Here is a 21,304-nt window from a genome sequence, read left to right as displayed (position 1 = left end):
GTTCCCCGTCAGAGCGCGCCGAGCGCCTGGCTGATGGCGTCGGCGGCCTCGATGACCTCACGGGTGAGCGCCTGCCGCTGCCCCTCGGTGTCGGCGCCGTGCTCGCCCAGCAGCGAGGTGGGACCCCACAGCGAGATGGCGGCGACGACGTCGCCCGAGGCGTCGCGGACCGGCGCGGCGAGCGAGGCCCGGCCCAGGGCGCGCTCCTCGGCCTCGGTCGCGTACCCGGAGCGGCGCACGGAGTCGAGCTCGGTGTCCAGCAGTTCGTGGCTGGTCGTCGTGTAGTCCGTGTGCGCGGCGAGCGGCTCGGGCAGCAGCCTGCGCCGCTCCTTGGGCGTGAGCCCGGTGAGCAGGCACTTGCCGATGCTGGTGGCGTGCAGCGGCGCGGTGTGCCCGGCCTGCGTGTACGACTTGGGGGCGCGGGTGCCCTCGAAGTTGCACAGGAACATCAGCTCGGTCCCGCGGCGCACGGCCACATTGGCGCCGAGGCCGGTGCGGGCGGCGAGGTCCTGGAGGACCATCCGGGCCGCGCGGTGCACGGGGTGGCGATTGGCCGCCGTCGTCGCGAGCGGGAGGATGCCGAGGCTGAGCCGGTACAGATTGCTCACGGGGTCCCGCTCGACCATGTCCAGGCGTTCGAGGGTGGACAGCAGCCGGGACGTGGTGGACGAGCCGAGGCCGGTGAGCTCGGCGACGTCGGACACGCGCAGCTCGGCGCGGCCCGAGTCCAGTGCGCGCAGCACCGAGACCGCCCGCTCGACACTCTGGTTCGTCCCGGTGTCGGTCGCCCGAGTAGCCATGACCCTCCTCGTTCTGCAACTGGCTTGCACTATCTGCATCAGCATATCGCGTCGGCCCGCCCGCCCGGCGGTCACGCCAGGATGCGGACAGGCCGGACACCCGGCCGGCCCGGGGAGCGCCGGACGGGCGCGGGGAGCGCGGACCCGCGGGCAACGCGACGATCCCACACGCCAGTTGGGAAGGGCGGCGGACCCGTGAAGCGCGGCGTGCCGGTCCGCCCATGGACAGGTCCCGCGCCGCGCGCCACAATGAAAGGACTCTTTCGAAAGGGTTCTTTCAGATGGTCGACGGACAGGAACCACCGCCCCGGCGGCGGATCAAGGACTCCCGGCAGTTGCGGGCCCTGGCCCATCCCCTGCGGCTGGCGCTGCTCCAGTACCTGATGGCGGTCGGCCCGCGCACGGCGAGCGAGTGCGCGGCCGAGGTCGGATCGAGCGCGTCCAACATCAGCTGGCACCTGCGGCACCTGGCCGAGTACGGCCTGGTCGAGGCGGCCGACGCCACGAACCAGCGCGAGCGCCCCTGGCGCGCGTCCCAAGTCGGTCTCGACTTCGGTGAGATGAGCGCGGACCCCGCCACCATGGCCGAGCAGGACGCCCTCATCGCGGGCGGCCTCGCGGAGGAGGACCAGCTCACCCGCCGTTTCCTGACCCGGCGCGACACCCTCGACCCCGAGTGGCTCGCCGCGGCCCGACTGGACAGCTATGTCCTGCGCGCCACCCCGCAGGAGGCCCGGGAGCTGGCGGAGAAGATCGACACCCTGCTCAGGCCCTACCTGGCCGCCGTCCGGGACGATCCGCCGGAAGGAGCGGTGCTGGCCTACACCGGGGTGCGTCTCTTCCCGAGGCTCGACGCGGCGGGGCGGAGCGAATGACCGGCCCCGGCCCGGCCGTTCCGCATCCGTTACGGGACGCGGCGTTCGCCCGCCTGTGGATCTCCGGCCTGCTGACCGAGACCGGCAAGTGGGTGCTCCAGCTGGCGCTGCCGCTCTACGTACTGCAACTGACGCGTTCCGCGCTGGTCACGTCCGTCGTCGCTCTGCTGGGACTGCTGCCGAGCCTGGTCGTCGCCCCGGTCGTCGGCGCCCTCGTCGACCGCTGGGACCAGCGCCGCTTCCTGGTCCTGGTGGGCGTGGGACAGGCCGCGCTGCTGCCGCTGCTGCTGCTGGTCGACGACCCCGGCGATCTGTGGCTGGTGTACCTGGTCACCGCCGCCGAGGCGGCCCTCACCGTCGCCTTCGAGTCGGTGAAGAACGTCACCCTGTCGACGATCGTGGCCGAGGAGCAACTGGTCGGCGCCAACGCGGCGATCGGCCTCAACGTGTCGCTCGGAAGGCTCGTCGGCAGCCCCCTGGGCGGTCTGCTGCTGAGCACGGCGGGGCTGCCGTACGTCCTCGCCTTCGGCTCGGGCGCCTTCCTCGTCGCCGCCGCTCTGGCCTCGACGATCCCGCCGAGCACCGGCGCGCGCCGGGAGAGCGCGGCGAGCACCCGGTTCTGGCACGGCGTCGGCGAGGGGCTGCGCACCCTGCGCGGCGTGCCCGCCCTGCGGGGGACCTTCGTGTGTGTGGCGCTGCTGGCCGTCGCCCAGGGCATGTTCGTCGTGCTGTTCCTCCTCTTCGTCACCGACCTGCTGCACGGCGGCGACGCGCAGGCCGGCCTGCTGCGCGGGGTGCAGGCGGTGGGCGGCTTCGCCGGGACCGCGACCGCCGGGCTGCTGACCCGGCGCCTGGGGGAGCCCCGTCTGCTGAGCGTCGGCGTCCTCGTGTTCGGTGCGCTCAGCGCGCTCACCTGGAACATGTCCGTGACCTCGCTCGGCCTCGGCGTCTACGTGGCGCTGTTCACCGCCGCCGGTGTTCCCGCGGTGTGGCTCGCCGCGGCCTGGCTCTCCCTCGTCCAGGAGTCGGCGCCGCTGTCCGTGCGCGGCCGGGTCATGGCCTCCGTCCTCGGGCTCTCCGACGGGCTCCAGGCCCTGGGCATGCTCGCGGCCGGCGTGCTCAGCGGCCTGATCGGAACCCTCCCCGCCCTGAACGTCCAGGCCGCGCTGATCCTGGGCGCCGGCCTCCTCACCCTGAAGCTGCTGCCCGGCACCCGCACCCGCCGTGCCCCCACCCGCCGTACCCCTACCCGCCGTACCCCCACCCCCGCGAGCGACGGCCCGGCCCCGGCGGCCCCGGGCGACACCGGCCGGTCCACCGCACATGAACCGGCGCCCTCCCGGGGGCGGCGGCTTCCGGAGCCGCGCGGCCGGACCGGCCGATCCCCGAACCGACAGCGGACTTCCCGCGAAAGCGGGAGCGGGAGCGGGAGCGGGAGCGGGAGCGGGCGGGCGGACGGTCCGAACAGCGCCTGATGCCCGAACAGCGCCCGATCCGCATCGGCGACCCGCCGGAGCGCGAGCGGCGCGCGATCGAGGAGGCCGACGCGTTCCTCGCGCGCCCCGGCCCGCCCAGTCCTACACGCCGCTCACCTTGGCGCTCGCCGACACCTCGTACACCAGCGTCACCGTGCGCCGGCCGCCGGGCGGCAGGGCGATGTCCCAGCGGGCGATGCCCTCGGCGTCGAGGGCGTCCGGCGCGGGGGAGCACGACTCCTTGCGCAGGCGCACCTCGACGTCCGACACCTCGGACACCGGGATCCGCTCGCGCACCACGACCACTTGTTCACCGGTCTCCTCCGGGGCGGAGAACCGCGACAGGTGCAGCCGGACCGTGCGGGTGACGACGGTGCGCTGCGCGAGGCCGGTGGTGGCGCGGGACTCCTCGCTCTCCCGGATCACCCGGCAGGTGTCCGCGCTGCCGAACGCCAGCTCCTGGGCGGCGCCCGGTGCGGTGAAGTCCAGGGCGGCGCGCCCGGTGAAGCCGCTGCCGCGGATCAGCTCCACCGGACCGGCGAGCAGCGCGTGGCCGCTGGTGTTCGTGAACCGCACCACCTCGGTGACCAGCGGGGAGAGTTCCGGTGCGCAGAGGTACTGGCGGGACGCGGGCGAGAGGGCCGTGGTCAGCGGGACGCGGTGGGCGCGCCCGTCGCCGGGCACCGAGGCGGTGGCGGGCGCGCGCAGGACACGTACCTCACCGCCGTCGTCCACGCCCGGCAGGCCGGCCACCGGGGCGGGAGCGACGTCGGTGATCTCCTCCTCGCGCAGCTCGATCTCCACGGTCCGGCGCTCGGCGGCCGACCGGTCGCGCAGGGTGAGCCGGTCCTCGGCCAGCCGGGGCGGGCCGGTGGCGAGGGACGAGCGGGCGGTCGACAGCGTCAGGCGCACGCCGGCCCAGTCCTCGCCGGTGCGCTGCCACACCATCGCGTCGGTGTGCAGCGTCAGCTCCCCGCCGTCGAGCGTCGCCCGGTAGGCGGGGCGCCACAGGGCGCACGGGGTGAGGTGGCCCAGACGCAGGCGGGCCGGACCCGCCACCGGGGAGCGCACGGTCAGTTCGACGTGCGCGGTGAGCTCGGGTGGTTCCTCCTCCGCGGCGTCCAACGCGCTCTGCGCGAAGCCCAGTTCGGAGCGGAGCGCGCCGAGCCGGTTCTCGACGCCGCCGAGGTCGTCCTCGTGCGTCGCGCGCTCGGTGTCGACCCGGTCCAGCTCGGCCGACCAGCGGTCGGGCTCGGCCTCGCCGAAGCCCGCGCCCTCCCCGATCTCCCGCAGGAGGTCGGCGGCGAGCCGGCTCAGCAGATCGAGGCGGGCCCGCAGCCGGTCCCGGCGCTGCTCCAGCGTGCGCACCTCCTCGCCCACCGCGTGCACCCGGCGGCGCAGCGGCGAATCGTCGTCGGCGGGCGGCTCGGGGCTGCGCGGGGTCCAGGCCCGCACCACCCGGACGTCGAGGACCGCGGCGTCGCCGGGGCCGTCGGCGAGGTCGGCGTGCAGGCTGCGGTCGACGGCCAGCGCGCTGACCGGCCCGAGACGCAACCGCTGGACACCCGGGGCCAGCTGGAGGGCGGCGGTCCGCTCGACGTGCGCGCGGTCCTCCAGCAGGGTCACCGCGGTCACCGGCAGCGGCACGAGGCCCGGACCCGGCGGCGCCACGGCCCCGTCGGGCGTACCGGCGGGCGCGGCGGGAGGGGCCGGGGGAGTCGTGCCGGGAGGAGGCGTGGGCGGGGTGCCGGAAGGTGTCGTGGGAGAGGTGGTCATGAGGGGTCAGCTCCTGCGGTTGCCGCCGGTGAGGGCCTTGGCGGCCGGGATCCGGATCTCGTAGCCGCCGTCGAGCACGGCGGCGCCGCCCGCGGGCACGTCCACCCGCCACACCCGGGTGCCGGGCACGTGCGGTTCGTTCTCCCCGCCGCCGTCCTCGGGGACCGTCCAGTCGGCCCGCTCCTCGACGCGGACGTCGGCCTGCGCGGTGACGGGGACGCGCTCGCGGACCTCCACCGTGACCGCCCGCGCCAGCCGGTTGGCCAGCTCCACATGGATGCGGTGGTCGAGGACGGTGGTGGTCGAGCGCAGTCCGGCCGTGGACTCCCGCAGGTCGGTACGGCGGCTGACCCGGACCGCCTCGGCGGGGCCGAGCCCGACCCGGCCGGTGCCGCCCGGGGCGAGGGTGGGCAGCAGCGCCGTCGGCAGGTGCTCGCCGTCGACGGTGACGTCCACGGGCCCGGCGAGCAGCGCCCGGTCGGTGGCGTTGCCGAGCACCAGCGTCGCGTACACCGTCTCCTCGACGGACGGCACGCACAGGTACTCGGTGCGCAGACCGACCGGGAGTTCGGCGACGGTGACGGTGTGCCAGGTGCCGTCGGCGGGGATGTCGGCGGGGCCCTCGGCGTCGTAGCGGTGGTCGAAGGAGCCGGCCGACTCCCGTGGCCGCACCGCGCGGGCGGGCAGCGGCAGCGCGGCCACCGACTCGGCGCGGCGCCGGTACTCGGCGACCACCGGGTCCGGCGGGCTCCCCGGCGTGAGGAGGCCCCGGCCGCCGCCCGGCGCGTCGGGGCCGGCGAGCACCAGGTCGGCGTAGTCGAGTGCGGCGGCGCTCGGCGCCGGCGGCCCGGGCGGCGGCTGCGCGGCGCCGAATGCCCCGGCCGCGGCCTGCGGGGCCGCGCCGGGTGCGACGGGCGCCGGTGCCGGGGGCGCGGCCGGGGGCGGCAGGGCGCCGGGCGCCTTCGCCCGGCCGGCGGCGCGCGAGCGGGGCGCTCCCGCCGCCAGCGGGGCGGCGGCCCCGTACGCCGGGGCCTGCGGTGCCTCGGGGGCGTGGCCGACCAGGGAGAGGGCCCGCGGGTGCACGGCGGGGCTCGGTCCCGCCGCGTCGTACCCGGCGAAGAGCCCGGCGAGACCGGTCGGCGGCTCCCGCCAGCCGGACGGCGCCGGGGCGGGCTGGCGGCGCCCGATCCGCACCGAGCGCAGCGCGGGCACCCCGGTCGGCCGGTGCAGATCGGCGGTGGACAGCCCGAGGCGCACGCCGGTCCAGTCCTCGCCGGTGCGCTGGGCCACCGAGGCGCGCAGCACGAGCCGTCCCCCCGCCTCGTCCTGACGCTGCGTCAGGCGATAGGAGGGCACCCACACCGCGCCGGGCACCCGGTACTCGATCTCGATGTCCACGGGCCCGGCGCCGTCGCCCGTACCGGGCCCGGTCAGGGTGAGGTCGGCCGCGACCGTGGTGCGCACCGAGGACGGCGGGGCGTCGGGGGCCAAGCGCGCCAACCGGTCGCGGGCCGCGTCGAGTTCGTGCGTGACGCGGCGCACCCGCTCGTCGAGCGCGTCGAGTCCGGTGTGCAGCGCCGCCAGCCGCTCGTCCACGAAGTCGGCGAGCCGCAGCCACGCCCCGACGGGGGTGCGCCGGTGCGGGTCGTCACGGCGGCGCGGCAGCGGGACCGGCCGCAGCCCCGCGATCTCCTCGATCCGGCGCAGCTGCCGGTCCCGGCGGACCTCGGTGGCGCGCAGCTCCTCGGCCAGCAGCTCGGTCGCGCGGGCCAGGTCCCGGGGGGCGTCGGCGGCGACCGGCTCCGCCTCGACGGCGAGCCGGGCGCCGGTGACCCGCGGCCCGCCGCCGGACACGACCTCGGCGCGCAGCGAGAGCGGATCGAGGACGCGCGGCAGACCCCGCACCCGGATCCGGCCGTCGGCGGGCACGACACCCCGGGCGAGCCGTCGGCACACCGCGCCGCGCGCGTGCACCACGACCGAGGCGAGCTCCGATTCCCAAGGCGCGCAGGGCTGCGCCGCCGCGTCCGTCATCGCGTGTCCCCTCCCGTACGCCGCCGGGCACGGCGCCCCCTCCGGTCGAAGGGTAGCCCGCGCCCGGCGCGCCGGACACGGGATTGCGTCCGGCCGGGAGGTCACTCCGCGGGCAGCACCGCGGCGAGGGCCGCCATCACCGGCGCCCGCCGGACGTCGATGTGGGCGAAGGTGAGCGCCTCGGCGAGCCGCGGCCGGCCCGCCCCGATCGCGTCCCGGATCTGGCGGTGCTCCGCGCAGTGCTGCTCGGCGCCGCGCTCGGTGGCGGTGATGCGGAACAGCCAGTGCATCAGGCCGCGCGAGGGCTGGAACGACGACTGGAGCAGCCGGTTCCCCGTCATGGTGATCAGCTCGGCGTGGAAGGCCGTGTTCGCGGCCGCGATCGCCGCCGCGTCGCCGCGCCCGGTGGCCGTCTCGGCGGCGACCATGACCGCCCGCAGGCCGTCGATGCCGCCGCCGCGCCCGACGAGTTCGGCGGCGCGCCGGGCCGCGAACACCTCCAGGCTCAGCCGCAGGTCGAAGAGTTCGTCGACGTCGCGCAGGGTGAGCCGGCGCACCCGCGCGCCCCGGCGCGGTTCCAGCACCACGAGCCCCTCGGCCGCCAGCCGCAGCAGGGCCTCGCGCACCGGGACCCGTGAGACCCCGAGCGCTTCGGCGAGTTCGCGTTCGCGCAGCCAGGAGCCGGGCCGGTACGTGCCCGCGTGGATGCCGGACCGGATCAGCTCCTCGGTGCGCTCCACGTGCGAGGCGCCGGGCGGCTCGGTCAGCTCCGCCAGCGTCACGCGCCGTCCTCCCGGCCGGCCCCGCGGAACGCGGGGAACGTCGGCGGGAACAGCGCGGCGGTGTCCCGGCGCCGGCTGTCGCGCTCGCTGTAGGCGGCGCGCATCCGCTCGAACAGGGCCTGGGCGTCGGCCCGCAGGACGTCCAGGTCGAGACCGGGCAGGCCGCCGTCGACGAGCACGGGGCGGCCGGCGACCACGGAGTCCGTCGCCTGGCGCGCCGTGCCGTTGAGCAGGAAGGTGCGGACCGGGTCGTCGAGCACGCCGTCGCGGATGTCGTCCAGGGAGAACGCGACCAGGTCCGCCTGGGCGCCGGGCGCGATCCGGCCCAGGTCGTCGCGGCCGAGGGCACGGGCGCCGCCCAGGGTGGCCGCCTCCACGTAGTGCTCGGCGGGCGCCGCGTCCGAGCGGCCGTCGGCGATCTTCGCCAGGTGCACGCCGACGTCCATCCCGCGGATCAGGTCGGGCGGGAACGAGTCGGTGCCCAGGCTCAGGTTCACGCCCGCCGCGCGGTAGGCGCGGAACGAGTGCAGCATCTCGCCGTAGCGCAGGGAGGTCTGGGGGCAGTGGACGACCGAGACGCCGCTGCGGGCCAGCCGGTCCAGGTCGCCGCGGTCCGCGCCGTGGACGGCCGGGTGCCGGTCCAGCAGCACCGTGTGCGGGATGAGCAGGTTCGGCGCCAACAGGCCGTGCTTGTCGAGGAGTTCGATCGGCGTCAGGCCGTGGCGCCGCTGGATGATGTCGCGCTCCGCCAGGCCCTGGAGTGCGTGCAGCCGGATCAGGACCCCGCGCTCGCGGCCGATCCGGGCGGTCTCCGCGAGCAGGTCCTCGGTGAGCGTCTCGATGCGGCAGGGCAGCAGGACGCCGGTGAGCAGCGGGTCGCCCAGCGCGTCGAGGTGGTCCAGGAACCGGACGGCGTCGCGCAGCCCGGAGCGGCCCTCCGCCTCGTCGAAGGCGACCTCGCGGGTGTCGTCGGGCAGGACGACGTTGACGCCCGAGCGGTAGGCGGGGCCGAGATAGCCGCGCAGTCCGATCCGCCGGGAGACGTCCGCCATCGCGACGAGTTCGTCGTACGGCTCCGCCCAGCGGCTGTGCACCTCGGAGGCGATCGGCATGTAGGCGGTGATGCCGTGCAGCGCGAGCTGGGCGAGGGCGTAGGTGCGGATGGTCGTCCGCTCCCCGGGGGTGAACACGTCGTGCCGGCGCCGGGCGAAGTAGTCGAGCGACCATTGCAGGCCCTTGGCCCGCTCCGGTCCCGCCCAGGAGTCCAGGACGAGATGGTCGACGTCGGTGAGCGCGTCGAGGTCGATGAGGCCCGGCATGACCAGGGACTCGCCCAGGTCGCGGTCCTCGTCGACCGCGCCCGCGCAGCGGGGGCCGACGTACAGCACGCGGTCGTCCTCCCACACCACCTCGCCGTCCCGCAGCAGCGCGTGGCCGCCGTCCTGGTGGGCGAGGATGTGCCGGGCGCGCCAGCGGGTGCGCATTGTGCCTCCTGGGGTTCGGATTCCGAGCGGGCGGACGCCGGCGCTGTCCGGCGGTCCCTGATCGTACGAGTTGGTATACCGACTCGGGAAGAGCGGGCAGGGGATCACTCACCGCAGGGACAACTCTTCAGCGAAATGACCCGTTTGGCACCACTGTTGCGACCCTCGGTATACCAAAATCCGGTCACCTCTTTCGCGCCATCGCCTTCTTGGTATACCGTCCCGCCAACCTTCCCCCGAACGCCGAATGGATCACGCGACGTGACGGATTCCCCCGTGCTGCCCGCCCGGCCGCCTTCCGGCGCCGACGCCGGCGGCGAGCCCAACTCCCCGGCCGAGCGGGCGGCTTCGGCCGCCCCGGCGGTCGCCGCCCGCTCCCTGCTCGGCACCGCGTGGCTGCGCATCCGGCGCAGCAGGATCGCGCTCGCCGCGCTCGCCGTGGTGGTCCTCATGATCCTCTTCGCCGCGCTGGCCCCGCTGCTCAGCGCGCTGGAGGGCCAGGACCCGTACACCACGCGCACCAGCCCGGACGTCCTCGACGACTACGGCACCCCGGGGCTGCCGCTGCCCTACTACCGCTACCCGTCCGCCGACCACTGGCTCGGAGTCGAACCGGGCCTGGGCCGCGACATCTTCGCCCGCATGGCGCACGGCGCCCAGGTCTCCCTGGTCATCGCGCTGCTCGCGACCGTCGTCTCCGTCGTCCTCGGCACCCTGCTCGGCGCCGCCGCCGGCTACTTCGGCGGCAAGGTCGACATGGTGATCAGCCGCGTCATGGACCTGTTCCTGGCCTTCCCGCACCTGCTGCTGGTGCTGTCCCTGACGCCGATCCTCCAGTCCCGGCTCGGCGACACGGCCCTCGGGGACGGCAGCCTGCTGCCGATCGCCTCGCTGGTGATCATCCTCGGCTTCTTCGGCTGGGCCTATCTCGCCCGCGTCGTGCGCGGGCAGGTGCTGTCCATCCGCGAGCAGGAGTTCGTCGAGGCCGCCCGCGCCTACGGCGCCTCGCACCGCACGATCATCGTCAAGCAGATCGTCCCCAACGTGATGGGCGTCGTCCTCGTCTACGCCACGATGATGATCCCCACGAACATCACGGCCGAGGCCGCCCTGTCCTTCCTCGGCGTCGGCGTCAAGGACCCCACCCCCTCCTGGGGCCAGATGCTCAACGCCGCCCAGGCCGGCAACTGGTACCTGACCGACCCCTGGTTCCTCGCCGTCCCCGCCGGCGCGCTCGTCCTCACGGTGCTGGCCTTCAACCTGCTCGGCGACGCCGTCCGCGACGCCCTCGACCCCAAGTCCTCCCGTGGCTGACCACGTCCACGCACGCCACGAACCCCAGGAGCAGCAGTGAATCGACGCACCGTGGCGGCGCTCGCCCTGACGGTGAGCGCCGGGCTGACCCTCACCGCCTGCGGCGGAGCGAAGCCCGCGCCCGGCTCGGGCTCCCGCGCCCCGGCCGACGCCTTCGAGGCCGTGAAGGTCGGCGAGGGCGACACGACCAGGGGCGGCAACGTCAACGTCCTGATGTCCACCGACTTCCAGACCCTCGACCCCGGCAACAGCAACTACGTCCAGACGGCGAACGTCGGGCAGCTCTACTACCGCACCCTCACCATGGCCAAGGAGGAGGCGGGCAAGCCCCCGAAGATCGTGCCCGACCTCGCCACCGACCTCGGCAAGGTCTCCAAGGACGGCCTCACCTGGACCTACACCCTGAAGAAGGGGCTGAAGTTCGAGGACGGCGCGCCGATCACCGCCCAGGACGTCAAGTACGGCGTCGAGCGCACCTACGCCCGCGACGTCTACACCCAGGCGCCGCAGGAGCTGAACTCCGCCCTGTCGGACGACGGCTACAAGGGCCCCTACGCCAAGGGATCCGGCGACTTCAAGGGCATCGAGACCCCCGACGCCCGTACGGTCGTCTTCAAGCTGAAGCAGCCGTTCGCCGAGTTCCCCGCGCTCGTCTCCCGCTCCAACACCGCGCCCGTGCCCCGGGCGAAGGACACCAAGCTCGACTACACCAACCACCCGGTGTCCACCGGCCCGTACAAGATCGAGCGCTACGACCGCGGCCGCTCCATGCGGCTCGTGCGCAACCCGCGGTGGGACCCGGCGACCGACCCGAACCGCACCGCGCTGCCGGACACCTTCACCTTCAGCCTCTCCACCGCCCAGTCGACCATCAGCCAGCAGCTGCTCGCCGACTCCGACCCCACGGCCCTCACGCTCGACAGCGCCGGCGGCCTCCAGGCGTCGGACGCGGCCGAGCTGGACACGGCGGACGTCGCGCGGCGCACCGCGTCGGGCCTCATCGGCTGCACCGACGTCCTCGACTTCAACACCGAGTCCATCAAGGACCCGGTCGTGCGCAGGGCCATCGCCGTCGCCATCGACCGCAAGGCCATCCACCTCCAGTACGGCGGCGCCCGCTTCGGCAAGCTCACGCAGTCGTACATCAACGCCGACCAGCGCGGTTACGTCACCCAGCACACCGACCTCGACCCGGCGGGCCAGCCCAAGGTGGCGGAGGCGAAGAAGCTGCTCAAGGGCCGCGACTACCCGAAGAAGCTGGTCTACGGATACGCCGACGCGACGCCCCGCTACAAGAACATGGGCACCTCGCTCCAGCAGAACCTGAAGCAGATCGGCATCGACCTCGAACTGCGCGCCATCCCCGCCGCGAACTACTACACGACGCTCGCCGGGAAGAACATGCCCGACATCGCCCGCAGCGGCTGGTGCGGCGGCGCCGACAGCGGCTCGGTGCGCACCACCGTCGACCCGAACCTCGGCCCGAGCGTCGACGGCAAGAGCTTCGGCTTCTCCAACATCCCCCGCTATTACGACCCGAAGACCGCCCGCGCCATGTACGAACTGCGCGGCGAGAACGGCACGAGCGAGGAGCTCGGCCGCAAGTGGGCGACGCTCTTCGACCGCGGCATGCAGGACTACCCGCTCGTCCCGCTGATCCGCAGCGTCACCCGCAGCGTCGTGGGATCCCGCGTGCGCAATGCGCAAGTCGGCTACTTCTTCGGCTCCATCGACCTGTCGACCGTCTCGGTCACGTCCAAGAAGGGGTGACCATGGCCGCCTTTCTGCTCCGGCGCCTCGGCGCCACCGTCGTCCTGCTGATCGTCATCAGCTTCGTCACCTTCACCCTCTTCCAGTTCGGGCCCGCCGACCCGGCCGCCGCGGCCTGCGGACAGGAGTGCACGCCCGAGCGCGTCGCCGAGGCGCGCGTCGCCCTCGGCATGGACAAGCCGTTCCTCACCCAGTACCTGACCTACATGTCCGGCCTCTTCCACGCGCGGACCGTCGGCGCGGCCGGCGCGCAGACGCTGTGCGAATGGCCCTGCTTCGGCAAGTCGTTCCAGACGAACGAGGACGTCACCGCCGTCCTGGAACGCGCCCTGCCCTACACGGTGTCCGTCGCCGTCGGCGCGATCCTGCTGTGGACGGTCGTCGGCGTCACCCTCGGCACGCTCGCCGCCCTGCGCAAGAACAAGCTCGTCGACAAGCTGATCGTGGGCGGCGCCTCCGTCGGCGTCTCGCTGCCGATCCCCGTCACCGGGCTGCTCCTGCTGCTCGTCTTCGTCTCGACGTTCGACCTGCTGCCGTTCACCACCAACGCCATCACCTCACCGTTCGGCGACGCCGGGTTCGGCGGCTGGTTCGAGAACTACCTGCTGCCGTGGGTCGCGCTCGCCGTGCTGTTCAGCGCCCAGTACATCCGCGTCACCCGCAGCTCCATGCTGGAGACGTTCGGCGAGGACTTCATGCGCACCGCCCGCTCCAAGGGCCTGTCCAGGACCGTGATGGTCGTCCGGCACGGCGCCCGCGCCGGACTGACCCCCGTCGTCACCATGCTCGGCCTGGACATCGGGCTGCTGCTCGGCGGCGCCGTCCTCACCGAACAGATCTTCTCCGTCCCCGGCGTCGGCTTCACCGCCGTGCGCGCCGCGCAGGCCGGCGACCTACCCGTGACCATGGCGATCACCCTGCTCGCCGCCTTCTTCATCATCGTCGCCAACGTCGTCGTCGACGCCGTCTACGCCGTCATCGACCCGCGAGTGAGGGCCGCCTGATGACCACCGTCACCGACCACCCCCTGTTGCGCATCCGCGACCTGCACGTCACCTTCCCCACCGACGACGGGCCCGTGCACGCCGTCAACGGCATGGACCTCACCCTGAACCGGGGCGAGACCCTCGGCATCGTCGGCGAGTCCGGCTCCGGCAAGACCGTCACCAGCCAGGCCCTGATGGGGCTGCTCAAGGAGACCCGCGCCGAGGTCACCGGCGAGATCCTGCTCGACGGCACCGACCTCAACACCCTGTCCGAGGACCGGATGCGGGCCTGGCGCGGCAAGAAGATCGCCATGATCTTCCAGGACCCGCTCTCCGCGATGCACCCCTTCCACACCGTCGGCGCCCAGATCGCCGAGGCGTACCGGGTGCACAACCGGGTGTCGCGCAAGGCCGCCCTCGACGTCGCCGTCGACATGCTCGGCCGGGTCGGCATCCCCGACCCCCGGCGGCGCGCCCGCGCCTTCCCGCACGAGTTCTCCGGCGGCATGCGCCAGCGCGCCATGATCGCCATGGCGCTGGTCTGCGAACCCGAACTGCTCATCGCCGACGAACCGACCACCGCCCTCGACGTCACCGTCCAGGCGCAGATCCTCGACCTGCTCGGCGAACTCCAGCAGGAGACCGGCACCTCCGTCGTCCTCGTCACCCACGACCTCGGCGTCGTCGCCGAGGTCTGCCACCACGTCGCCGTCATGTACGGCGGCCAGTGCGTGGAGCGGGGCAGCGTGCGCGAGCTCTTCCGCGACCCGCGCCACCCCTACACCCAGGGCCTGCTCGCCTCCATGCCGACGCTCGGCGACGACAGCGAACGGCTGCGCCCCATCCCGGGGTTCCCGCCCTCGCTGCTCGCCCTGCCCGGGGGCTGCCTCTTCGCCGACCGCTGCCCGCAGACCCACCGCGTGCCCGACGGCCGGTGCCACACCGAACGCCCCGCGTTCCGCGCCGCCACCGGCGCCGACCACCCCTCCCGGTGCCACCTGGAGACCCTCGCCGACGCCGAGGAGGCCGTGCGATGACCACCACCGAACAGCCGCCGCTCCTGGAGGCGCGGGGCCTGACCAAGCACTTCCGCGGGCGCGGCGGCCTGCTGGGCCGGGGCGGCGCCCCGGTCAAGGCCGTCGACGGCGTCAGCTTCTCCGTCGGCGCCGGACAGACCCTCGGCATCGTCGGCGAGTCCGGCTGCGGCAAGTCCACCACCGGCCGGCTCCTGATGCGGCTGCTGGAACCGACCTCGGGCACCGTCCTGCTCGACGGCCGCGACGTCGGCGCGCTGAACCGGGCCGAGGCGCAGGAGTACCGCCGCCAGGTGCAGATGGTCTTCCAGAACCCGACCTCGTCCCTCAACCCCCGGCAGACCGTGGGCGCCGCGATCGCCGCCCCGCTGCACGCCCAGGGCATCGACCCGCCCGGCGGCGTCAGGACGCGCGTACGGGAACTGATGGACCGGGTCGGTCTTCGCCCCGACCACTACAACCGGTTCCCGCACGAGTTCTCCGGCGGCCAGAAGCAGCGCGTCGGCATCGCCCGCGCGCTCGCCCTCGAACCCCGCCTGATCATCTGCGACGAGCCGGTCTCCGCCCTCGACGTCTCCGTCCAGGCCCAGGTCGTCAACCTGCTCCAGGACATCCAGGCCGACACCGGCGTCTCCTACCTCTTCATCGCCCACGACCTGTCCGTCGTCCGGCACTTCGCCGACCGCGTCGCCGTCATGTACCTGGGCAAAGTCATGGAGAGCGGGGCCACCCGGGACGTCTTCGACGACCCCCGCCACCCCTACACCCGCGCCCTGCTCTCCGCCGTCCCCCAGCCCGACCCGGACGCCGACCGGGGCCGCAGGATCCGTCTCACCGGCGACCTGCCCACCCCGGCCGACCCCCCGTCCGGCTGCGTGTTCCGTACGCGGTGCCCGCTGCGCCCCACCCTCGGCGAGGCCGAGCAGGCGCGCTGCGCGGGGGAGACCCCACCGGTGCCGGACGGCGAAGGACCCGCCTGCCACTTCGCCGACCGGGCCGTCTCGACCCACTGACCCGTCAGCACCCCACCGAAGTAAGGAAGTTGCACCACATGCTCATCCGTGACGTACGCCCCTGGGGCGGCGAGCGCAGCGACGTGACCGTCGACGGCACCCGCATCACCGCGATCCGCCCGCACGACCCGGCGGCGGTGCCCGCCGGCGACGTCGTCGAGGGCCGCGGCCGACTGCTCCTGCCGTCCTTCAGCGACGTCCACGTGCACCTGGACTCCACCCGCATCGGCCTGCCGTTCCGCCCGCACACCGGCGGGCCCGGCGTGTGGACGATGATGATGAACGACCGCGAGAACTGGCGCGACGCCGAGATCGACCTGCCCGAGCGGGTCGCCGGCACCCTGGAGCGCATGATCGCCCGCGGGACGACGCGGGTGCGCACCTACGCGCAGGTCGACGTCGACTGCAAGCTGGAGAAGTTCGAGGCGGTCGTCGCCGCCAAGGAGAAGCACGGGCACCTCGCCGACGTCCAGATCATGACGTTCCCGCAGGCCGGCATCCTGCGCGAGGCCGGTACCGCCGACTACCTGGAGGCCTCGCTCAAGGCGGGCGCCGACGTGATGGGCGGCATCGACCCCTGCACCCTGGACCGCGACCCCAAGGGACACCTGGACGTCGTCTTCGGGCTCGCCGAGAAGTACGGCGTCGAGGTCGACATCCACCTCCACGAGCCCGGCGCGCTGGGCGTGTTCTCCACCGACCTGATCCTGGAGCGCGTCCGCGCGCTCGGCATGCAGGGCAAGGTCACCATGTCGCACGCCTACGAACTGGGTTCCGTCGACGAGTCGACCAGCCGCCGCCTCATCGAGGAGTTCGCGGAGCTGGACATCGCCATGGCGACCGTCGCCCCCGCCGGGCGCGGCCACCTCTCCCTCGTCCAGCTCACCGAGGCGGGCGTGCGCGTCGGTCTCGGCGAGGACGGGCAGCGCGACTACTGGAGCCCGTACGGCAACTGCGACCTGCTCGACCGCACGTGGCAGCTCGCCTTCACCAACAACTTCCGCCGCGACGAGCACATCGAGATGTGCCTGGCGGTGGCGAGCATGGGCGGCGCCGCGATCATGAGCCACGACGTGCCCCGGCTCGCCGGCGTCGCGGACCGTCCCGGCCTCGCCGTGGGCGACCGCGCCGACCTCCTCCTCGTCGACGGCGAGACGCCGTCCAGCGCCGTGATGGACCGCGGCACCGACCGCACGGTCCTGCACGACGGCCGCGTCGTGGCCGACGGCCTGGAACTGGTCACGGCCGGCTGACGTCGGTCAGGGTGGGGGAGCGGGCGCCGCGCGGCACCCCGCCCCCACCCGCCGACGATCCGAAAAGCCGCGATGTCCTGGCTTTGTAACGGTCTGTCACGTTCCCGCACGGTGTGTGTGGACCCCTCCGCCCCCCGGGCACGCTTCCCCCGGCACCGACACCACCACGGCGCACGGCAGCCCGTGCGCACGACACCGGGGGAACCGACCATGCGTGTGAACCGCCAGAGAGTGCTCCGCGACAGCCTGCGGGCCTGCGCGCTGGGAGGGGCCGTCGCGACGGCCCTGGCCCTGACCGCCTGCGACCGGAGCGAGGCCGACGCCAAGCCCACCCGTACACCGGGCACGGCCGCCAGCCGCCCCTCCGAGCCGTCCGGGTCCGCCACCCCCTCCGCGCCGCCCTCGGCGTCCGCCTCCTCCCCGACCGCCGGGGCCGCCACGAGCACCTCCCCCAACAGCGGCGCGCGCTCGGGCGGCTGGACGTTCGCCCACCGGCAGAAGCCGCCGACCGGGTCCGTCTGCGACCACGACGGCCAGGGCCCCTACGCGAAGATCGAGTCCGTCAGCATGGGCGGCGAGAGCCCCACGCTCGTCGGCCTCGTCCTCGGCCGCTACGACTGCGACGGCGCCGCGCCCCGCTTCCTGCCGTCCAGCGCGACCGGCGCCGCGACGAAGGTCCTCATCGACACGCGGCACCTCAGGACGGTCGTCGGCGGCCGCCTCGCGACCCGCCTGGGCACGGGGAAGCCCGCCGTGAACCCGTTCCTCGACGAACTCGCCCGGATGCAGGACAAGGGCGAACTGACGGGGGCCGGGGCACCCGCGTTCTGGTTCCGCATCGACGCCCCCTCCGACGACGTGAACGCCATGCCCGACGACGACAGCCGGCTCATCTACCTCTACCAGCTCGTCGACGCCCGCTGACGCCGCCGCCGGCCGGGCCGGCCGCTCACGCCGCCGGCTGCCGCTCCAGCGCGGCGAGCAGCCAGTCGTGCGCACCGCCCGGCGTCGGCTCCGGCACCCCGCCCGGCACGGTGATCAGCTCCGCCACCAGTGCCCAGTAACCGTCGAGCCGGGGATCCGCCGCGAGCCGCCGGGCGAGCCCGCGCCGGAAGCCGGGGGTGTCGCGACAGCCCGCCACCCGCGCGTACGTCGCCACGAAGCAGTCCAGCGCCTCCCCGGCACCGGGCGCGGCGCCCGCGCGCATCCGCACGGCCGCCAGGTCGTAGGCCTCGGCCAGCCCGGCGTACAGCAGCGCCGACTCACGGGCGCCCGCCGCACGGTGGGCGGCCGGCTGGGAGGGCGCGGCGGAACCGTCGCAGGGCCGGGACACCAGAGCGCACAACCGGGCGAACGCCAGCACCTGCGCCGGGGCCGGTGCGTCCGGCGGCTGCGGAACGGCCACCTCCATGAAGGCCCTCCGGGACGCGGCCGGCATGCGCGGCGGCAGCCACCCGCGCCAGAACCGCACCAGCGGGTCCGTGCTGGGCGGCGACCCCAGCGCGCCCACGAGCCGCAGCCGGTCCGCGCGCTCCCGCGGCGGGCAGCCGTGCACCAGGTGCAGCGCGGCCTCCTGCCAGCGCAGCGCGCTCAGCCGCGACCCGAGCGCGCGCAGCTGCTCCGCGACGGCCCCCTCCAACACGCCCTGCGCCCCCGCCTGTTCGTCGACCACGCGCCGCACCTGCGCGACCGGCAGGCCCAGCCCGCGCAGGGAGCGGATCAGTCGCAGCCGGTCCAGGGCGTCCGGGGCGTAGCGGCGATGTCCACCGGCGCTGCGCGCACGCTCCGGCAGCAGACCGCTGTCGGAGTAGAAGCGGACCGTCTTCACGGTGGTGCCGGCGTGCCCGGCCAGTTCACCGATGCTCCACAGACCGTCGGACCCGGCACCCGGCATCACTTGAACCTCCCTCTGGGGGAGTTCCTAACGTACCCGCGAACGCCGCCCGGCGACGGACCGGGCCGCGACCGCGAGCGTCCCGAGGAGTGGGTCCGATGACCGAATTCGTGCTGGTGCCAGGGCTGTTCACCGGAGAGCACGTGTGGCGGGAGACGGCCGCCCGGCTCACGGCCGAGGGCGCGCGGGCCCATCCGGTCGACCTGCCCGGGCTGCGGGCCGGGACGGGGGCCGACCTCGCGGCGGACGTCGCCGCCCTCGTCGGCGTCATCGACGCCATCCACGCGGCGGCCGAGGACGACGCACCGCACCTCGTGCTCGTCGCCCACGACTACGGCGTGTACCCGGCGGTGGGCGCCGCCGACCTGCGCCCGGGGCGCGTCGCCCGGATCGTCCACGTGGACACCGCCCCGGTCGCCGACGGCGTGCCGCCCCTGGCCGCCCTGCCCGACCAGGACCTGCGCGAGCGGCTCGGCGCCGCCGCGGACCCCGACGCCGTGCTCCCGCCGCCCGCCCGGGACGCGTGGCCGCGCTGGGGCAGCACCGCGGGCGTACCCGGTGCGGCCCTCGACCGGCTCACCGCCCTCGCCGCCCCGCAGCCGCTCGCCACCCTGCTGCGTCCGCTGCGCCTGTCCGGCGCCCCCCTGCCGCCGACCACCGGCGTGCTGTGCGCGGAGAACGGCGCGACCCTCGCCACCGTCCGCATGCTGCTCGACTTCGGCGACCCCACGGTCAAGGCGCTGGCCCGGCCCGGCGTCACCTTCTTCGAACTGCCCACCGGGCACTGGCCGATGCTGTCCGACCCGGACGGGCTCGCACGGGTGCTGCTCGCCGCGGCCGCCGGGGAGGGGGAGAGCCTGGTGGACAGCGGCGGCGACCGCGCGCCCGGCGACCCGGGCACCGCCGGCCACCTCGGGCCCTTCCTCCTCGACGTCACCGAACGGCCCCGCGAGCGGCGCGGCGACCTCGACCTCTACGTCCCCGAGGGCGCCGACGGGACACCGCGGCCCGCGATCGTGTTCGTGCACGGCGGGCCGGTGCCCGCGGGGGCGGAGCCGACGCCCCGCGACTGGCCGACCCTCGTCGGCTACGCCCGGCTCGCCGCCGACCGGGGCGTGGTCGGTGTGACGCTCGACCACCGGCTGCACGCGGTGACCGCCTACCCGGCCGCCGCGGCGGACCTGGCGGCGGCGGTGGCCGCGGTGCGCGCCGACCCCCGGGTCGACGCGGACCGGATCGCCCTGTGGTTCCTGTCCGGCAGCGGGCCGCTGACCGCGCCCTGGCTGAGCGCGCGCCCGCCGTGGCTGCGCTGCCTGGCCGCCACCTACCCGATCATGGCCCCGCTGCCCGGCTGGGGTGTCGACGACGCCCGGTTCAGGCCCGCCGAGGTGGTCGCGCGCGGTGGCACACCGCCGTTCGTCCTCGTCCGGGTCGGCCGGGAGACGTCCGCGATCGCCGCCACGGTCAGCGCCTTCCTCGCGGCCGCCGACGCAGGCGGCGCACCGGTCGAGGTCGTCGACGTACCGTCCGCGCCGCACGGCTTCGAGGGGACCGACCACTCCGACAGCGCGCGGGACGCGGTGCGCGAGGCGATGCGGCGCGTGCTCGGGCGGCTCACCCCGCAGCGTTAGAGTGCGGCCATGGATCAAGAGGAGCTGCGGGCGGCCGTCGACGGGGCGTTCGCCGACACCGGCGCGGACACCCCCGGCTGGGCCGACCCGCACCCCGACCGGGCCCCGCTCGACGACGAGTACTCGCGCTGCACCGACCCGGGCAGATACCGCATCCTCGCCGCCCGCGCCGACGCCTGGATCCGGGCGCTGAGCGGCCTCGGCCTGGCGACGGTGGACCCGGGCGCGGACCCGGCGGGCCTGTGGCGGTACCCGCAGGACCCGCCGCCCGCCGAGGCGGTCGTGCTGCGGCCGGCCCGCGCGGACGCGCTGCCCCTGGTCTTCGGCTTCGGCGCCATCGACGGCGTACCGCGCACCGTGCTGCTGATCGGCGCGGGCGAGCCGGCGGTCCCGGTGGAGACGGTGCCGGACTGCGGCTGCGACGCGTGCGACGACGGCTCGGACGGCATCCTCGAACTGCTCGACGACGCCGTCACGGCCGTCGTCACCGGCACCTTCACCCGCGTCGACGCCGGAGCGGGCCGGGTGGTCACCGAGACCGGCGAGAGCCTGTCGGCGAGCAACTGGCCCGAGTCCGCCCCGGTCGACGCGGCCCTCGCCGACGCCCGGGCCGGGCGCTCGCCCCACCACGTGGTGCGGGGACCGGCCTGGGACTGAGGCGGCTCAGGACGGGTCCTGCGCCCCGAGCGGGCCGCCCCCGGGCAGCAGGAGCGCGTCGGTCCCGGTGAGCCGCAGGATGCGCAGCACCGGCCGCGCGACGGACACGAGCCGCAGAGCGCCCCCGGCGCGCGCCGCCTCCCGGTGGTGCCGCACCAGCAGGTTCACCCCGGTCGAGTCGGTGAACGGCACCTCTCCCAGGTCGAGTTCGCACCTGCGCGCGTGGAACGGAGCCAGCGCCCGCTCCAGCCGGGGACCGGTCCGCAGGTCGATCTCGCCGCGCACCCGGATCAGCACCGCGTCGCCGGTGTCGACGACGTCGATGACGAGCGACGGCGGAGTGGTGGCCGTCACCCCGACGCCCCCCGGGGCCGGTGGCAGCCGTGCCGGAACCGCCTCCGGCACCTTCCTCCCGACACGTCCCGCGGACGCGCCGACGGGCCCGGCCACCGCCCCGCGGGGGACGGTTCGGGCTCACGACAACTCGACGATTCGTTCGGTCGCTCGGTCACGCTGATCCTGTTCG

18 protein-coding genes are annotated in these 21,304 nt (G+C 74.8%); 11 read left to right on the top strand and 7 right to left on the bottom strand.

Annotated features, from left to right (window positions below; translation table 11 throughout):
- Positions 1-8 precede the first annotated feature (8 nt).
- Positions 9-800 (bottom strand): IclR family transcriptional regulator, encoded by a 792-nt coding sequence (locus ACIP5K_RS30465; protein WP_401414715.1) that lies wholly within the window; start codon positions 798-800, stop codon positions 9-11.
- A gap of 281 nt (positions 801-1,081) precedes the next feature.
- Here ACIP5K_RS30465 and ACIP5K_RS30460 point away from each other — a divergent pair, with 281 nt between their 5' ends.
- Positions 1,082-1,675 (top strand): ArsR/SmtB family transcription factor, encoded by a 594-nt coding sequence (locus tag ACIP5K_RS30460; protein WP_401414713.1) that lies wholly within the window; start codon positions 1,082-1,084, stop codon positions 1,673-1,675.
- A complete protein-coding gene (locus tag ACIP5K_RS30455) occupies positions 1,672-3,150 on the top strand; it encodes an MFS transporter (protein WP_401414712.1) in 1,479 nt (492 codons plus the stop codon). Before ACIP5K_RS30460 ends, ACIP5K_RS30455 begins: the two co-directional genes overlap by 4 nt.
- Positions 3,151-3,252: 102 nt before the next feature.
- Here the strand turns inward: ACIP5K_RS30455 and ACIP5K_RS30450 are convergent, their stop codons facing one another.
- The 4 genes from ACIP5K_RS30450 to ACIP5K_RS30435 form a co-directional block, all read right to left on the bottom strand.
- A complete protein-coding gene (locus ACIP5K_RS30450) occupies positions 3,253-4,926 on the bottom strand; it encodes a DUF4139 domain-containing protein (protein ID WP_401414711.1) in 1,674 nt (557 codons plus the stop codon).
- A 6-nt stretch (positions 4,927-4,932) separates the two neighbouring features.
- The gene (locus tag ACIP5K_RS30445) at positions 4,933-6,960 is read right to left on the bottom strand and encodes a DUF4139 domain-containing protein (protein ID WP_401414709.1); all 2,028 of its coding nucleotides are present in this window, start codon (positions 6,958-6,960) and stop codon (positions 4,933-4,935) included.
- A gap of 101 nt (positions 6,961-7,061) precedes the next feature.
- Positions 7,062-7,742 carry a GntR family transcriptional regulator gene (locus ACIP5K_RS30440; RefSeq protein WP_401414707.1) on the bottom strand — a complete coding sequence of 227 codons (681 nt, stop codon included), beginning with the start codon at positions 7,740-7,742 and terminating at the stop codon, positions 7,062-7,064.
- Positions 7,739-9,226 (bottom strand): chlorohydrolase family protein, encoded by a 1,488-nt coding sequence (locus tag ACIP5K_RS30435; RefSeq protein WP_401414706.1) that lies wholly within the window; start codon positions 9,224-9,226, stop codon positions 7,739-7,741. Before ACIP5K_RS30435 ends, ACIP5K_RS30440 begins: the two co-directional genes overlap by 4 nt.
- Positions 9,227-9,502: 276 nt before the next feature.
- On the opposite strand from ACIP5K_RS30435, the gene ACIP5K_RS30430 reads away from it, so the two are divergent.
- From ACIP5K_RS30430 to ACIP5K_RS30400, 7 genes are all read left to right on the top strand, one after another.
- A complete protein-coding gene (locus ACIP5K_RS30430; RefSeq protein ID WP_401414845.1) occupies positions 9,503-10,540 on the top strand; it encodes an ABC transporter permease in 1,038 nt (345 codons plus the stop codon).
- A 36-nt stretch (positions 10,541-10,576) separates the two neighbouring features.
- Positions 10,577-12,310, top strand: a complete 1,734-nt coding sequence (locus ACIP5K_RS30425) for an ABC transporter substrate-binding protein (protein WP_401414705.1) — start codon at positions 10,577-10,579, stop codon at positions 12,308-12,310.
- Positions 12,311-12,312: 2 nt separating this feature from the next.
- Positions 12,313-13,314, top strand: a complete 1,002-nt coding sequence (locus tag ACIP5K_RS30420; RefSeq protein ID WP_401414704.1) for an ABC transporter permease — start codon at positions 12,313-12,315, stop codon at positions 13,312-13,314.
- Positions 13,314-14,333 (top strand): ABC transporter ATP-binding protein, encoded by a 1,020-nt coding sequence (locus tag ACIP5K_RS30415; protein WP_401414703.1) that lies wholly within the window; start codon positions 13,314-13,316, stop codon positions 14,331-14,333. Before ACIP5K_RS30420 ends, ACIP5K_RS30415 begins: the two co-directional genes overlap by 1 nt.
- A complete protein-coding gene (locus ACIP5K_RS30410) occupies positions 14,330-15,343 on the top strand; it encodes an ABC transporter ATP-binding protein (protein ID WP_401414701.1) in 1,014 nt (337 codons plus the stop codon). The genes ACIP5K_RS30415 and ACIP5K_RS30410 overlap by 4 nt, the downstream gene beginning before the upstream one ends.
- 38 nt (positions 15,344-15,381) lie before the next feature.
- Positions 15,382-16,596: an amidohydrolase gene (locus tag ACIP5K_RS30405; RefSeq protein WP_401414699.1), complete on the top strand. Its 1,215-nt coding sequence runs from the start codon at positions 15,382-15,384 to the stop codon at positions 16,594-16,596.
- 210 nt (positions 16,597-16,806) lie between these two features.
- Positions 16,807-17,520 carry a hypothetical protein gene (locus ACIP5K_RS30400; RefSeq protein WP_401414697.1) on the top strand — a complete coding sequence of 238 codons (714 nt, stop codon included), beginning with the start codon at positions 16,807-16,809 and terminating at the stop codon, positions 17,518-17,520.
- Between the two features lie 25 nt (positions 17,521-17,545).
- Here ACIP5K_RS30400 and ACIP5K_RS30395 read toward each other — a convergent pair whose 3' ends face one another.
- On the bottom strand, positions 17,546-18,490 hold the full coding sequence (locus ACIP5K_RS30395) for a MerR family transcriptional regulator (RefSeq protein ID WP_401414695.1): 945 nt from the start codon (positions 18,488-18,490) through the stop codon (positions 17,546-17,548).
- Positions 18,491-18,588: 98 nt separating this feature from the next.
- Here ACIP5K_RS30395 and ACIP5K_RS30390 point away from each other — a divergent pair, with 98 nt between their 5' ends.
- Positions 18,589-20,121: an alpha/beta hydrolase gene (locus tag ACIP5K_RS30390; RefSeq protein WP_401414694.1), complete on the top strand. Its 1,533-nt coding sequence runs from the start codon at positions 18,589-18,591 to the stop codon at positions 20,119-20,121.
- 9 nt (positions 20,122-20,130) lie between these two features.
- The gene (locus ACIP5K_RS30385; RefSeq protein WP_401414692.1) at positions 20,131-20,778 is read left to right on the top strand and encodes a DUF6226 family protein; all 648 of its coding nucleotides are present in this window, start codon (positions 20,131-20,133) and stop codon (positions 20,776-20,778) included.
- A gap of 6 nt (positions 20,779-20,784) precedes the next feature.
- Here ACIP5K_RS30385 and ACIP5K_RS30380 read toward each other — a convergent pair whose 3' ends face one another.
- A complete protein-coding gene (locus ACIP5K_RS30380; protein ID WP_401414691.1) occupies positions 20,785-21,132 on the bottom strand; it encodes an STAS domain-containing protein in 348 nt (115 codons plus the stop codon).
- Positions 21,133-21,304: the final 172 nt, after the last annotated feature.

The sequence above is a fragment of the Streptomyces sp. NPDC088785 genome (genome assembly GCF_044750685.1).
GTDB lineage: Bacteria > Actinomycetota > Actinomycetes > Streptomycetales > Streptomycetaceae > Streptomyces.
This window is presented reverse-complemented; position numbering and strand designations above follow the sequence as displayed.

Bases quoted from the DNA above. Each gene is read 5' to 3' on its own strand.
- ACIP5K_RS30455 (WP_401414712.1), top strand. From the start codon at position 1,672: ATGACCGGCCCCGGCCCGGCCGTTCCGCATCCGTTACGGGACGCGGCG.
- ACIP5K_RS30420 (WP_401414704.1), top strand. From the start codon at position 12,313: ATGGCCGCCTTTCTGCTCCGGCGCCTCGGCGCCACCGTCGTCCTGCTG.
- ACIP5K_RS30400 (WP_401414697.1), top strand. From the start codon at position 16,807: ATGCGTGTGAACCGCCAGAGAGTGCTCCGCGACAGCCTGCGGGCCTGC.
- ACIP5K_RS30465 (WP_401414715.1), bottom strand. From the start codon at position 800: ATGGCTACTCGGGCGACCGACACCGGGACGAACCAGAGTGTCGAGCGG.
- ACIP5K_RS30390 (WP_401414694.1), top strand. From the start codon at position 18,589: ATGACCGAATTCGTGCTGGTGCCAGGGCTGTTCACCGGAGAGCACGTG.
- ACIP5K_RS30445 (WP_401414709.1), bottom strand. From the start codon at position 6,960: ATGACGGACGCGGCGGCGCAGCCCTGCGCGCCTTGGGAATCGGAGCTC.
- ACIP5K_RS30450 (WP_401414711.1), bottom strand. From the start codon at position 4,926: ATGACCACCTCTCCCACGACACCTTCCGGCACCCCGCCCACGCCTCCT.
- ACIP5K_RS30415 (WP_401414703.1), top strand. From the start codon at position 13,314: ATGACCACCGTCACCGACCACCCCCTGTTGCGCATCCGCGACCTGCAC.
- ACIP5K_RS30435 (WP_401414706.1), bottom strand. From the start codon at position 9,226: ATGCGCACCCGCTGGCGCGCCCGGCACATCCTCGCCCACCAGGACGGC.
- ACIP5K_RS30405 (WP_401414699.1), top strand. From the start codon at position 15,382: ATGCTCATCCGTGACGTACGCCCCTGGGGCGGCGAGCGCAGCGACGTG.
- ACIP5K_RS30460 (WP_401414713.1), top strand. From the start codon at position 1,082: ATGGTCGACGGACAGGAACCACCGCCCCGGCGGCGGATCAAGGACTCC.
- ACIP5K_RS30410 (WP_401414701.1), top strand. From the start codon at position 14,330: ATGACCACCACCGAACAGCCGCCGCTCCTGGAGGCGCGGGGCCTGACC.
- ACIP5K_RS30385 (WP_401414692.1), top strand. From the start codon at position 20,131: ATGGATCAAGAGGAGCTGCGGGCGGCCGTCGACGGGGCGTTCGCCGAC.
- ACIP5K_RS30395 (WP_401414695.1), bottom strand. From the start codon at position 18,490: ATGCCGGGTGCCGGGTCCGACGGTCTGTGGAGCATCGGTGAACTGGCC.